This is a genomic window from Thermoactinomyces sp. DSM 45892 (assembly GCF_900107305.1).
Taxonomy (GTDB): Bacteria; Bacillota; Bacilli; order Thermoactinomycetales; family Thermoactinomycetaceae; genus Baia.
The window spans coordinates 1-13,287 of record NZ_FNPL01000011.1 but is presented as its reverse complement, the minus strand read 5'-3'; the positions used below and the strand labels follow the sequence as shown (position 1 = coordinate 13,287).

Annotated in this window: 15 protein-coding genes; all 15 read right to left on the bottom strand. The window is 42.7% G+C overall.

Annotation, left to right across the window (positions count from 1 at the left end; all coding sequences use genetic code 11):
* The 15 genes from BLU58_RS10000 to ndk all read right to left on the bottom strand — a co-directional run bounded on the left by BLU58_RS10000 (nt 1) and on the right by ndk (nt 12,997).
* Nucleotides 1-804 (bottom strand): sporulation protein YpjB, encoded by an 804-nt coding sequence (locus tag BLU58_RS10000; protein ID WP_176786605.1) that lies wholly within the window; start codon nt 802-804, stop codon nt 1-3.
* Nucleotides 805-888: 84 nt separating this feature from the next.
* Nucleotides 889-1,530 carry a DUF1405 domain-containing protein gene (locus BLU58_RS09995; protein ID WP_093292071.1) on the bottom strand — a complete coding sequence of 214 codons (642 nt, stop codon included), beginning with the start codon at nt 1,528-1,530 and terminating at the stop codon, nt 889-891.
* 65 nt (nt 1,531-1,595) lie between these two features.
* On the bottom strand, nt 1,596-2,405 hold the full coding sequence (locus BLU58_RS09990) for a menaquinol-cytochrome c reductase cytochrome b/c subunit (RefSeq protein ID WP_255404670.1): 810 nt from the start codon (nt 2,403-2,405) through the stop codon (nt 1,596-1,598).
* 25 nt (nt 2,406-2,430) lie between these two features.
* Nucleotides 2,431-3,102, bottom strand: a complete 672-nt coding sequence (qcrB, locus tag BLU58_RS09985) for a menaquinol-cytochrome c reductase cytochrome b subunit (protein ID WP_093292070.1) — start codon at nt 3,100-3,102, stop codon at nt 2,431-2,433.
* 30 nt (nt 3,103-3,132) lie between these two features.
* Nucleotides 3,133-3,630, bottom strand: coding sequence for a QcrA and Rieske domain-containing protein (locus BLU58_RS09980; protein WP_255404669.1), 498 nt, complete (start codon nt 3,628-3,630; stop codon nt 3,133-3,135).
* Nucleotides 3,631-3,791: 161 nt separating this feature from the next.
* Nucleotides 3,792-4,253 (bottom strand): DUF2487 family protein, encoded by a 462-nt coding sequence (locus BLU58_RS09975; protein ID WP_093292069.1) that lies wholly within the window; start codon nt 4,251-4,253, stop codon nt 3,792-3,794.
* 51 nt (nt 4,254-4,304) lie between these two features.
* A complete protein-coding gene (locus tag BLU58_RS09970; protein WP_093292068.1) occupies nt 4,305-4,856 on the bottom strand; it encodes a ReoY family proteolytic degradation factor in 552 nt (183 codons plus the stop codon).
* Nucleotides 4,857-4,972: 116 nt separating this feature from the next.
* Nucleotides 4,973-6,088, bottom strand: a complete 1,116-nt coding sequence (locus tag BLU58_RS09965) for a hypothetical protein (protein WP_093292067.1) — start codon at nt 6,086-6,088, stop codon at nt 4,973-4,975.
* Nucleotides 6,089-6,155: 67 nt separating this feature from the next.
* A complete protein-coding gene (gene coaA, locus BLU58_RS09960; RefSeq protein ID WP_176786604.1) occupies nt 6,156-7,088 on the bottom strand; it encodes a type I pantothenate kinase in 933 nt (310 codons plus the stop codon).
* 88 nt (nt 7,089-7,176) lie between these two features.
* Nucleotides 7,177-7,665: a hypothetical protein gene (locus BLU58_RS09955; protein WP_093292065.1), complete on the bottom strand. Its 489-nt coding sequence runs from the start codon at nt 7,663-7,665 to the stop codon at nt 7,177-7,179.
* 148 nt (nt 7,666-7,813) lie between these two features.
* Nucleotides 7,814-8,911 (bottom strand): histidinol-phosphate transaminase, encoded by a 1,098-nt coding sequence (gene hisC, locus BLU58_RS09950; RefSeq protein WP_369813738.1) that lies wholly within the window; start codon nt 8,909-8,911, stop codon nt 7,814-7,816.
* 242 nt (nt 8,912-9,153) lie between these two features.
* Complete coding sequence (gene aroB / locus BLU58_RS09945; RefSeq protein WP_093292064.1) at nt 9,154-10,248, bottom strand: 3-dehydroquinate synthase; 1,095 nt, start codon at nt 10,246-10,248, stop codon at nt 9,154-9,156.
* Between the two features lie 15 nt (nt 10,249-10,263).
* A complete protein-coding gene (gene aroC / locus BLU58_RS09940; protein ID WP_093292063.1) occupies nt 10,264-11,427 on the bottom strand; it encodes a chorismate synthase in 1,164 nt (387 codons plus the stop codon).
* Nucleotides 11,428-11,454: 27 nt separating this feature from the next.
* Complete coding sequence (locus BLU58_RS09935) at nt 11,455-12,462, bottom strand: hypothetical protein (RefSeq protein ID WP_176786603.1); 1,008 nt, start codon at nt 12,460-12,462, stop codon at nt 11,455-11,457.
* A 91-nt stretch (nt 12,463-12,553) separates the two neighbouring features.
* The gene (ndk, locus tag BLU58_RS09930; RefSeq protein WP_093292061.1) at nt 12,554-12,997 is read right to left on the bottom strand and encodes a nucleoside-diphosphate kinase; all 444 of its coding nucleotides are present in this window, start codon (nt 12,995-12,997) and stop codon (nt 12,554-12,556) included.
* Nucleotides 12,998-13,287 lie beyond the last annotated feature (290 nt).

The following is a 13,287-nucleotide window of genomic DNA, read 5'->3' as shown; positions in this document are numbered from 1 at the left end:
CTATTCTGTTCTCGCCTTTGTTCCTTCGTATTTCTTCCACAGAAAATAACTCAATACAATCAAAATGGTACTAATCAACCAGATAATAACCATCGGCATAGGCATTTGTACAGTTGGTTTTAATAGCCTCATCACATCTTGATCGCTTCCATGGAAAATGTTCGGAATAAGTTGTTCCAGAAGTTGAATAATCGTTTCATTTTCCGAAAAATTCCTGTTTTTCTCCAGAAAAGCAAGCATGGAATCCACCCTTTGTAAAATAGAAGGGCTTTTTGAAATTAAAATAGCGGGACGTACCAGATCAAAGCTTTTTTGAAATTGGCGAACCGCTTCCCGAAGATCCTCATGCTTCTGTTCTTGATTGGATTGCTTCATGCCACCAACCGAGCGCTGTAGCTCAGGCTCTGCATTATGCCATAAAGGCTGATTGGTATGAACAAGAACATCAAATGAATAGACTAACTTCCTCGCTCGTGCCGCCAACCCTTCCGGGTCTATCAACGCCTGATTTAATTGCTCGTCCATCTCTAAAATCGTATTAGATAAGGCCGAAATCACTCTCAATGAATATTTTTTCATCTGGAAATTCGTTTTTGAAAAGGAGATGGCCAGCTTCGTCACAGTCGATTTCGCTTCTACTACATTTTGTTGCCCGATCTGTTTCTGTATCTGAAGTGCCAATTGTAGCCATTCTTGCTCCTTCGTTTTCTCTGCCGACCATTTATCCTCAGCCCATGTATCTGATATATTCCAAAAAAAGAATCCGTTTAAAATGACAAGTATCAGGCAAAGTCGAATCCACAACAGGGTCCCCTCCTGTTAACGCACTAGTACTACTACCTTATTCAGGTTGTTCGACTCGCATGTCTAAGAGGGGAAAAATACTCGCTATTTTTGATATAACTTTTTATATTCCCATAATCGAACCTTACTCGGGATCATCATGAAGATCGCGGCTAGGAAAATACTTGTCAGCCCTAGTATAACCGTAAAGAATCCAATAGATGGCATATAGCTATCTAACTCCGTCACTACCCACGGATGTAAATCAAATTGGTAATCAAAATAGTCATTCATCAGAGTCCAAGTAGCTGTGATCAAGATATCTCTTTTTTGGAACGTGTAATAAGGGAAATAAAGAATTCCTTGCAACGCCATCCCTAGGTGTGAACCAATTAACATCCAATGCTCCCAGGTAAGAGACTCCGCCCAAGGAATCGGAGTTACAGCCGCTCCCCATAAGATCATCACCACTGCCCAAATGCCATATTTAAAAAGAGTAATACACGCTAGAGCCTCGATCAGAGGACTTCTTTTCTTCATCAGATATAAGAATAGAACCACTGTAAAAAACAAACTAGCCGTTGGACTATCGGGTACAAACGGGATTTGATACCATTTTGTCATCATCAGTTGCTCTTTATACCAATAGTAACCATAGATCGTACCAACCAAATTAATCACAAAGAGAGAAAGTAAAAACCATCGCTCCATTATGACACTTCGAATATAACGCACCGCAGGAGTCATTCTTCATTCTCCTTATGATCCGGAAAAAACCTAGTCACCGAATGGCAACCAGGTTTTCTCCATTGTTATTTTTGTTTTTGTTTCATGAGCCAGTCGAGAAGAACTTGTTTATCGGCTTCAGAACCTTGGAACATACCTGCTGGCATCGCACCACGACCCTCATCGATCACTTTCTCGATATCCTTACGAGTCAACTTTTCATCCTCGCCTTTGATACGGTCCCCTACACCAAGAAGTGGTGGACCTTGAACCCCTTGCAGTTTATCACCGTGACATTTGATACAAGCATTCTTTTTATAAAGCTCGTAGCCTTTGTCATGTTCAGCGACAATCTTTTTATCCTTCGCAGGGGTACCAGAGGAAGATTGGACTTGGATAACATGCTCTGCTTCCGCAGCCCAAGTTAAGCCGATCACTCCGAGAAGTGAAAGGATTGCGATTCCCGTTGTAACAGGACGCTTGATTGGCCGGCGCTCTTTGCTGGTATCCAAGAATGGAGCTAGCATCAAACCACCAAACAACAACCCTGGTACAACGATAATACCCACAACGGTAAATGGACCCGCTGCCCATTTATATTTCAATAACTGATACAAGAATAAAAAATACCAGTCTGGTACAGGCAAAAAACCAGTATTAGTAGGATCTGCAATATCACCTAGTGGCGGATTTTCAGCCATAACCAAAGTCATAAAACCTACTAGGAAAACCGCAGCAACCATCCACTCTTTTAGCAAGAAGTCAGGGAAAAACTGTTCTGTCTTGCCAGGAAACTGAGAGTAATCTGGGGGGAGCATCTCTTTCGAATTCACCCTTACACGCGAGTCTCCCACATAGTGGACTTGCTTCTGGTTTCCGTCTTGATTGTGTGCCAAGTGGATCCCTCCTCACGTATACGGCTTACAACGGGCCTGAGATGCCCTGACGGCGTATTAAGATAAAGTGAGCCGCTAACAAACCTAGCAACCCGCCTGGTAAAAAGAATACATGAAGTGCATAGAATCGAGGAATCGTGGTTGCCCCTACCATATCGCCACCTTGCAAGAACGTAGCAAGATAGCTACCTATAAATGGAACTGATTCTGCAATCTGTATCCCTACCTTGGTTGCAAAGTAAGCTTTATTATCCCAAGGCAATAGGTATCCGGTAAATCCAAGACCTAACATCATAAAGAAAATCAACACTCCAACGATCCAGTTAAATTCACGTGGATTTTTATAGGAGCCAGTGAAGAATACACGTAACGTATGTAAGAATAGCATTACGATCGCGACACTTGCACCCCAGTGGTGCATACCACGAACAATCGTCCCCATGGCAACCTCAGTTTGTAGATACTTAACACTTGCGTGGGCGTTAATGATATCCGGAACATAATACATTGCCAGAAACATTCCTGAAAGGATTTGAATCATAACAACGAAAAAAGTGAGTCCACCAAAACAATAGATAAATGCAGAGAAATGGTGTGCTGGATTCACATGTTCCGGTACTTCATGATCCGCAACATCTCGCCAGATCGGCGTGATATCGAGGCGTTCATCCACCCACTTGTAGACCGCGCGCAACATAAACGCGACACCTCCTCGGTGATTGAGTACTTAAGCTTTCTTGATTGGGCCAATCCATAAATGCCCAGCCTCAATTTTGGTTTCGTATTGATCAAGTGGTTTAGTTGGTGGCGTACCAGGAACGTTTGTTCCATTTTTAAAATAACGACCAAAATGACAAGGGCAGAAGAATTCACCCTTGAATTGGGGGTTACTCTCCCAACCTACAGTACAACCCAAATGCTTACAAATAGGTGAAAGCGCTAAAATTTTTCCTTCGCTTTTCATAACCCAAGCTGTACGGGGCTCCCCACCTTCTGGAACATACCATCCGTCTTTTACTTCTACACGAAAATCAACTGCTTGAGGAGTTTCATTAATTAGACCCTCCGACAAGTTCGTTTTGACGAATGCACCCTTTCCTCCCTTTTTCAGCATAGGATCTGCTGCAAAACGGATCATAGGAAAAAGCATGCCCATTCCGAGGAAACCAGCCGTCCCACCCAACGTATAAGTTAAGAATTGGCGGCGGGAAACTTTTTTACTCACGACAAGTCCGACCTCCTTCTACACGGCATGAAACCGCCTAAAGCACGGGAAACGGAACCTTTTACACATGCTAGGACTTATTCTTTTACTAGGACATCTCCAATAATAGCGAATGGCATCTGAAAAATCAAGAAAACTCATGTGAGAAACGTAACAAGTTTTCAATATGAGTTTTGCCAATTTTGTACAATTGATTCCGTCGCCTCCCGCACATGCTTTTCTAGCTCCCACATATCGTCTGTAGGTTCACACGATACAACCTTGGTAATCATGGAAAACACAGGCGAATCTAGGCTTTCATCATCCCCTAAGTGTGTGTGTTTTTCATCTGTCAGCACAACAAGGTGAGCAAATCCAGACTTTTGCAGTGATTGAACTGTGTTGTGAATCACTGCACGAAACAACTCAGCAGCCATCCCATAATCTACAATGGTAGGTAGTAAAAACACCCTTCCCTGTAAACCTTGTTCCACGCGCTCCGCTACACGCTCCAACCGATGCAAACTTTGAAAAGGTACCTGTTTCTGTTCCATCAAACAGCTAGCTACGGGTAAAATCAACGTATCTACAAAAGGAGCCACTTGTTGCCACTCCTGATCGTCTACTGTACATAGTTTCATCATGTCCACATCCTTCTTATCTCAAACAAAAAAATACCCAGCTTCTGCTGAGCATTATATCATGTCTTTCTCTAATTTTCTTAGTTCCGCTGTTAATGTAGCAAATCTTTCTTCATCTCGATCCTCTAGAGATTGATCAATCTGGACATATAACTCTTTTTTATGAAATTCCTTCATCGTATGGTCCAGGAACATCTCCGCAAACAGACTTAGTAGCTGGTCTTGTGCGAGATCCTGTTTTTCCAAAGGATTTACCTCCAATACAGCAGCAAACTCTGGACACGATGCACAACCTTTAAAATACAAACCAATATAAATATCTTCATTTGGAAAAGACTTGATGTCAAAGTAAGCACTTTCTACGTCTGTACCTAACCGCTTTTTCTTCTTAAACTGAAAAGATGGCTTCTTGACACATTTCGTAGACATGAGAATCGCTTTAGGTAGATTTTCTACGTAATCAACGAAATGGACCCGTTTTAATAGTTGTTCGTCTGAGGACAGGTAACTGAGCAGCCAAGCCGCCTCTTTTTTTTGTAACTCATACCGATTCAAAAACCAGTTGATAAACTGTTTCTTCTCTGAAACGGTAACACTGTTGCTCATCTGCCTTCCCCCTTGCATGGATGGGTGAATGAGTCGATCCCTGACAAAGATGTAGCTCTTTGTATCTATCCTATTACACCTATAACTATTACATTCGAGTTAAAGAATCCATTTTCCTACTTCGGCGACTGAATAAACCCTTCTTCAATTGTTTGTTCTCCAAATGCAGAAATGCCATGCATCCACCTAATCCCATTCGATGTGAGAGTAAAATAAGCTTCTTGATTCTCCTCCCCCCACTTTCCAATCCCCAAATGAACCAACATTTCCATTATTTTTTGGAATAACGTTTTCTCTGTTTCATAATAGAACGGTTTTAACCAAGGACAGACTGCTTGATAAATCGCGGAAACCGATATCCATTTCGGGTAGGAGAGTAGACCAATCCACCTTAAAATAATAGGTAATTGAGGAATCGGACGCCGATAGAGACGAATCCAAAATCGATAAAGCTGCTTTCCTTCCTGTACTCCTAACTGATTACAACGTTCAGATCCCGCAGAAGTAACGCCCAAATATCCTTGATCTTCTAAGATGTATTTTTCATAGTATGCATAATCATAAAGAAGTGAGAAGCGATTCGGATATAGATGATACATTCGCCCAAAACCAAATCTTGGCCCACCGCTTTTAATAGGCTCTTCTGGGATCGCAAACGTTTGGAGTAACTGCTTGAATTGCTGACGATAAATCGCTTGATTTTGTGTCAATCTCACAATATCTTGCTGTAAATATCGTAGGAAACGTTGTAAGTCATATACCATCTGATTTTCTTCATCACGATAGCAACTAGGGGCATGCGATTGCTGAAAGGGAATATACGACTGAACAAATGCTTGTTGAATCTGCTCTCTGATATCACTAGGCATATGATAGAGATACTGAGTTTGATGGGAATAGCCTGGAAACAACCAGCCTTTTTTTAATGCCTCGACGACAAAAGACCTAGGCGTCCCTTCTCCCCCCGATAAAGCAGCACGACCTTTTGCCAATAACTCTTCCATCGTGTAGGCTGGGCTCGGATCAAGCGTAATTAGCTCAATAAATCGTAACTCAGTCGCAGAGCACCCTTCCAGCAAGTTATGGATATAACTTTTTTTACTGATTCGACGTAGTAAGCTACAGATTAACTCATGTTTCGAGTGTTGATCCGTTTGTTCACATCCATAGTGCCGATGTAATTGTTTCAATTGATCAATTCCTGCATAAGTAAGCCATTCTGCTATTCGCATCTCACTACGACACCCTTTCATCCCTATTAATGCTAGTTTGGACGAAAGGGTGTTAAGTTAGTCATATTTAAATTCGTAATTTCCTCTGTACATATATATCAGAAACCGAGTGGTCACCATTTTTATGTAGAATGACATCAGCCCGTTCGCGTGAAGGTAAAATATAGTTATGGAGATTTACATGATTAATCTCGTTCCATACATTCATTGCCCGGTTTAATAGCTCCTCCTCGCTTAGTGAGGTAAATTGATGATAGTAGGAATACGGGTTTGCTCTAGCTTCCGTCCAGAGCCGTTTGACTCGCTCTAGATACCAGATAATCTGATTCTCTTCCTCTGCATCCACATAGATTGAAATATCTATAAAGTCGGCGGCAATCCATGAAGTTCGCTTCAGCAAATCTAACTGGACTGGAACCACTTGCAACACATTTAACCCTTCTACAATCACCATTTTCGGTCGTGTGAATGTAAGGGTTTCATCTGGCAATATATCATACGTATCATGTGAGTAAATCGGAACTTGAAAGTTCGAAAAGCCAGATTTGCATTCATAGAGTAGGCGAACGAATCCTTCCATATCATAACTCTCAGGAAAGCCTTTTCTATGTAGCATATTTTTCTCAGTCATCGTTTTCATCGGATATAAAAAGCTATCTGTTGATACAACTGCCACAGAGCCGTCACCCAGCGAATCCTCAAATAAGGTGTGAAAAATCTGGGCAATCGTGCTCTTTCCACCTGCGACACTGCCTGCAACTCCAATGATGAGTGGAATGTTAGCAGTACGTGGGGCTTGTTGTAAATGACGATATAGCTCCACAAAGCGAGAAGCGATCGGGAGGTATACTTGACGAATTTCTTGTTCAGATATGTTTAGTTTATCAATCAATTTCACATACGCTTCTGGCGATAGTGAAAAAGGAGTTGCCTGCTGGCGCCCATTCCACTCATCTCGCTGGTAGCGGATATGGAGGGTTAAGTCAACCTCTTGGCTCATGTTCATTCTCCTCTTTAGAGATCTTTGTCCATTGTGACAAAAAAAAGTGAGAATGACAATCTTTTTACTCTATCCTTGATAAATCTAATTATTTCTGAACGAATACTTTATGTCTAGAAACAAGTCTACCTCCCTGTTCATCCTTCTCTTTTATCTTCATCCATCTACCAAACAAGAATGCTATGCAAGAGATAATTAAAATAGAGAACGGTGAATCCCATTCTTGTAAGCCAAATAGCACAAATAATTCACCAACGAGATATGTCCAATCCGCCTGCATTTGCTGGAACCATGTCCATGGTAGAACAAAGAAAGGCAAATGATAGAAACAAAATAAAGCACTCGATACCTTCCAGTTAAGGTGATAGCTCCATTTGGCAGTAGAACCTAAACCCATGTAAGCGAATAAGGTAATCACTCCAACCATGAGCAACGTCCATTCATGAAGAAGTTCCGTCATATCACTAATAGGAAACCAAATGGAGATAAAAAAAGGGAATACCCATGTTTTCAAAACGAAAATACAGATTAAAACAAAGAAAAATTCCAATGAAAAATGCCAGATTCGCCCGCCCATAGACAACCCTCCTCATCCCACATTATGTGGACAAACCAAAAAAAAGAACCGTTATTCGGTTCTAACACGGCAATCTAGGATAGGAGTGGAGAGAAACCATACTATACACTAAATATAACTTACTTATTATCTGAAATGCAAGTAATTTCTAACATTTATGCTCTTCTAGGAAAGCCTCAAGTTCCTTCAAAAAAATCTCATTTTCCTCTTTACTACCAATGGTAACCCGCAGGAATGTCGGAAATCCGAGTCCTTCTCCAGAACGGGTAATCACTCCGCGATGAAGTAAGAACTGAAAGACATCATTGGCTGGGAAACCTGTATCAAATAAGATGAAATTTCCGTGTGAGGGATAATGAAATAAGCCTAATTGATCGAGGCGCCCCGTAATCTGCTTACGTCCACTCTCATTTTGATTGCGACAATAGAAAACAAAGGTTTGATCTTCCATAGCGCTACTAGCTGCTAATTGAGCCAAACGATTTACGTTAAATGGATCGCGTACTCGGTTTAACTCGGTTACTACTTCTGGATGTGCAACCCCAAATCCGACCCGTAGTGCCGCCAAGCCATAAATTTTAGAGAAGGTCCGCAGCACAATGATATTTGGATTGTAATCAAGTAAAGACAAAGAATCTGGATAACTAGAATCCGTTACATATTCCGCGTAGGCCTCATCAATCACGGTTAAGACGTGATCTGGAACTTGATCTAAAAATGATTCAAGCTCTGTGCGCCCTACTATCGTGCCCGTTGGATTATTCGGATTACAGATCCAGACCACTCTTGTTTTTTCCGTAATCGCTGCGAGCATTCCTTCAAGGTCATGAGTACCTCCTTTCAAAGGAACACGGACCGGAGTAGCTCCCTCTATTTTGGTTACCGTTTTATAACGAGGAAAAGTAAGATCCGCCATCACTGCCTCTGTATCTCGTTCTAGATATGTACAAGCAATCATTTGAACAATCTCATCTGATCCATTCCCAAAGATGAGACGCCGTGGATCTACTTCGAGATGCTCAGCTACTTTTTCACGTAAAATAGGAGCATGTCCTTCCGGATAGAGTTGAAGAGAGTCCTTTCCTTGCTCGATTGCTTTCCAAACCGCTTTTGATGATCCAAACGGATTCTCGTTACTTGCTAATTTGATGATGCGTTCGAGGCCGAGTTCTCGTCTTACTTCTTCTAGGGGTTTGCCTGGCTGATAAACAGCTAAACCTTGAATGGATTTTTTTGATTTGATCATGGATGTATTCCTCCCTCTCTTTATATTTTACAATAGTTGAAGGTAGAAAGGTCCAAATTTTCGTAGAAATGGGGATAGAAGTGCATTAGATTCGATTCTCCATTCGGTTAGGGTTAGTGTTATGGAATGAAAAGCCCTTGCTTCAATGGATTACGCTAAGCAGGCTCACTAAACATCTCAATAGCTAGATACACTGCCCCTATTCCAAATACTCGATGCCTCTATTTCCGTAGCTAGTGCAATCAATAAGCCCCAATCTTACGCAATGCTTGACGGACTAACTCCTCGGGGACGTGTTGGGTAATTTGAGCCTGTCCACATATAGGGGATACGATGAAAGTGAATCCGGTGGATGTGTGCTTCTTGTCTCTGCGCAGATAATCCATGAGTTCATCTTCGGATAAAGGTGTGCGTAGCTTGGTAGGCAGACAGAAGTGGGTTAGTAGTTCTTGGGTCATCTTGGTTAATCCCTGGTTGGAGGAGTGGAGTTGTTCGCTCATCCATGCTGATCCGACCATGCCGATCGAGATTGCTTCTCCATGGGTGTAGGAACTATAGGAAGTCGTCCCCTCAATGGCATGACCGATAGTATGTCCGTAGTTTAAAATGGCACGGATGCCTTGTTCGGTTTCGTCTTGGCTGACGACGGCTACTTTGACGGAACATGCTCTTTCGATGGCTTCTGTTAGATAGATAGGGTTCCTCTCTAAAAGCTCTTCTTTGTTTTCAAATAGCCAATCGACAAAAGATCGGTCCCAAATCAATCCGTGCTTAATAACTTCAGCAAACCCTGATTGAAGCTCTCGCGTTGATAATGTTTGTAGAGTGTCTACATCGTAGATAACACCTTGAGGCTGATAGAAGGCACCCATGATGTTTTTACCTGACGTGTGATTAATGGCTACCTTCCCACCTACACTGCTGTCATGTGCGAGTAGAGTAGTCGGCAATTGAAAGAAACGAACTCCACGCATGTATGTAGCCGCTACAAATCCAGCCAAATCCCCGACCATCCCCCCACCTAATGCTAGGATGACACTTTTTCGATTGCACCCTGCCTCTATCAACTTCCCAATCAAAGATTCGTAGGTTGCGACCGATTTCGATTGTTCACCGTGAGGGACGACCGCAAAATCGATCGAGAAGCCAGATTCAGAGAGACTTCTCCGAACTGGCTCCAAATAGTGAATGGCCACCTGATCGTCAGTGATGAGAAATAAGCGATCTTGTTTCTGAAAACCATGTTTCTCTAAGAGGTCAGGCAACTTCGCTAATAATCCCGATCCAATCAAGATGGAATAGGACTGCTTAGGTAACGAGATCTCTAGTTTTCTCATGTACTCACACCCCCATCAAAAACTTTTCGTATGCTCTCGATAGCGCTGTACTTGGGACACTAACTCCTCTGCTGTATCAGCAGGGAATTTTTCAAGTAGGGCTTGAGCCACTTCCCAAGCGACTACAGCTTCTGCTACCACACTAGCCGCTGGAACCGCACAGGAGTCTGATCTTTCAATACTTGCCGCAAATGGCTCTTTTGTATCAATATCCACACTCATGAGCGGCTTGTACAAAGTAGGAATCGGTTTCATCACACCACGGACGATCATCTCTTCACCTGTCGTCATCCCACCTTCAAATCCACCGAGGCGATTAGTAGCACGAGTAAAGCCGCTCTCCTTCGACCAGATAATCTCATCATGAACTTGTGAGCCACGCAAATGAGCCGCCTCAAAGCCAATTCCAAACTCGACTCCTTTAAACGCATTGATGCTCACGATCGCTTGCGCAATTTTCGCATCTAGCTTTCGATCCCATTGAGTATGGCTTCCGAGGCCGATCGGCATTCCCTCTACAATCACTTCCACAATACCACCAATCGAATCCCCTTCTGCCTTCGCATCATCAATCTCTTTCATCATGGCCTGTTCAGCCTCTGGATCTAAGCAACGTACAGGCGATTCCTCTGTTCGAGTGATAAACTCCGCCAGCGGAACCCCGAAAACCCGCTTTGCCTTCACTCCACCAATCTGCAAGACATGCCCTGCAATCTCGATCCCACATAGTGCAAGAATTTGCCTTGCAAATGCTCCAGCCGCTACTCTAGCCGCCGTCTCTCTCGCACTCGAACGTTCTAAGACATCTCGCAAATCACGATGGTCATATTTTATCGCTCCATTTAAATCCGCATGCCCCGGGCGTGGGCGTGTTAGCTTTCTCTTATCTGCTTCTTCCTGCATCGGAAATGGATTCATCACCCTTTGCCAATGCGTATAATCCTTATTTTCGATCACTAACGCAATGGGTGCACCTGTCGTCTTACCAAAACGGACGCCACTCATGATTTGGATTTCATCTCGCTCAATCTGCATCCGTCGGCCACGACCATGTCCTTTTTGTCTACGATGCAATTGATGGTCAATCTGCTCTTTCGAAAAGGGAACTTGACTCGGCACGCCATCTATAATCAATGTAAGTTGCGGACCATGTGATTCTCCTGCTGTTAGATATCTCATCTATGTTCATATCCTCTCAAAAAAGGCTTAACTATAGCCAAGTTTCGTCCAATCACTAGGAGCATCTTTTTGTAACTGGATTACGAGTTGCTCTATTAATGACTGGTCGCTTAGCTCAGGTCTAGCTACTAATTTTCTCGTAATCATAACCTGCTCCATCATCTTCGCACACGCATTTTGAGTCGTTCTTTTTGCTATATTCCTGCCTTGCTGAATAAAGTCAACCATATTCTCATCCGACATCCGAATCGTCAATCTCGAGACATAGCGAAGCCATATCATCAGAAAGTCGAGAACAAGCGTCACTTGCTTCTTCTGAATCATTTCTTGGAACCATGGCTCTTGAATCGTAACAATGGCGGTAGATTGCTTACTTACTAACAACTGGGACCATTCGATCACATGACGGAAGATTTTCTCTAACTCATCCGAATCCATTTCGAGTTGCTCGAATTCGTAAGAGCACTGTGCTAGTACGTAGTTCATAGGTGGCTGAATCCCGTGCACTTGCCATCTCTTTGCCAGTTCCAACCAAGATGGCTCCACAAAGCGGACTGTCTGACACCGAGAGCGCACCGTCTGAACGATACTCTTCTCTTGTTCTGTTATCAAAATCGCTAACATAGAAGAAGTCGGCTCTTCTAAAAATTTTAACAACGTGTTTGCTGTCTCTATTCTCATTCGATCAGCTGAATCCAAAATCACAACACGTGTCATCCCAGGTGCAGATTGATACCGAAAGCGATGTTGTAACTGCTTAATCTGCTCCATCTTAATCACGTTACCATCTGGCTCAATCACGACTACATCCGGATGATTCCCCGATTGGATTTGCATACATGTAGGACACTCATCACATGGATCTAACTGCCCTTTCTCGCAATTCACTACCTTAGCAAACTCGATGGCAATTTCCCTCTTATAGGCACATTTTGGACCGTAAAACAAGTACCCGTGGGCGACACGATCTTGCTTGATGGCCGTTTGTAAAAATTCTATCACTCGTTTCTGAGCTTTATATGACTGAAACGACATCTGATACATGCCCCCGCTTTCTATCACATTCTCTCTATATCCTCTCAAAAGAAAAAAGCCCGGTCAACCCGAGCTTTCTTCTTACATCGCCTTACACCCAACGACTTAACGTTTTTTCATAGCTGTTAACTTCTTCTTCTTTGAACCACAGGCTCAATTCACGCTCAGCGCTTTCAGCAGAATCGGAACCATGAACAATATTCATACCAACACTTATTCCAAAATCGCCACGAATCGTACCTAGATCCGCCTCTTTAGGATTGGTTTTACCCATCATATGACGAGCAGTCCCAATCACACCTTCACCTGCCCAAACCATAGCAAACACAGGGCTAGATGTGATAAAGTCTACAAGCTCACCGAAAAATGGACGCTCTTTATGTTCTGCGTAATGTGCTTCCGCTAGGTCACGAGACACATGCATCAATTTAGCACCAACCAGCTGGTAGCCTTTCTTCTCAAAACGAGCTACGATCTCGCCTACTAAACCGCGTTGTACACCGTCGGGTTTCACCATAATAAATGTTTTTTCCATGAGTATTACCTCCAGTTTATGTAACAAATGTGCCCAGAAGATACATCTAAGCAAATTGATAACTATGTATAAGACCAAAAAAATTGTATCAAGAAGTAAATGGGAAAGCAACCGTTTTCATAGAAAAGAAACCCAATAAAACCGCTAAAAAATAGACAGGAAGTGCATACGACTTCATAAAATCCTACTACTATCTAACTCGAGATGAGCAAATTCGCTTGAAATAATTTACAAATGATCAAAAAGAAAGACATGGTACCCCCTGTGTAGAAGTTATTGGTTCCCGCCAA

Coding starts and splice junctions, on each gene's coding strand:
- BLU58_RS09965 (WP_093292067.1), bottom strand. CDS start 6,088: ATGCGAATAGCAGAATGGCTTACTTATGCAGGAATTGATCAATTGAAA.
- BLU58_RS09995 (WP_093292071.1), bottom strand. CDS start 1,530: ATGACTCCTGCGGTGCGTTATATTCGAAGTGTCATAATGGAGCGATGG.
- qcrB (WP_093292070.1), bottom strand. CDS start 3,102: ATGTTGCGCGCGGTCTACAAGTGGGTGGATGAACGCCTCGATATCACG.
- hisC (WP_369813738.1), bottom strand. CDS start 8,911: ATGATCAAATCAAAAAAATCCATTCAAGGTTTAGCTGTTTATCAGCCA.
- aroC (WP_093292063.1), bottom strand. CDS start 11,427: ATGAGATATCTAACAGCAGGAGAATCACATGGTCCGCAACTTACATTG.
- BLU58_RS09955 (WP_093292065.1), bottom strand. CDS start 7,665: ATGGGCGGGCGAATCTGGCATTTTTCATTGGAATTTTTCTTTGTTTTA.
- BLU58_RS09975 (WP_093292069.1), bottom strand. CDS start 4,253: ATGATGAAACTATGTACAGTAGACGATCAGGAGTGGCAACAAGTGGCT.
- BLU58_RS09970 (WP_093292068.1), bottom strand. CDS start 4,856: ATGAGCAACAGTGTTACCGTTTCAGAGAAGAAACAGTTTATCAACTGG.
- coaA (WP_176786604.1), bottom strand. CDS start 7,088: ATGAGCCAAGAGGTTGACTTAACCCTCCATATCCGCTACCAGCGAGAT.
- BLU58_RS09935 (WP_176786603.1), bottom strand. CDS start 12,462: ATGTCGTTTCAGTCATATAAAGCTCAGAAACGAGTGATAGAATTTTTA.
- ndk (WP_093292061.1), bottom strand. CDS start 12,997: ATGGAAAAAACATTTATTATGGTGAAACCCGACGGTGTACAACGCGGT.
- aroB (WP_093292064.1), bottom strand. CDS start 10,248: ATGAGAAAACTAGAGATCTCGTTACCTAAGCAGTCCTATTCCATCTTG.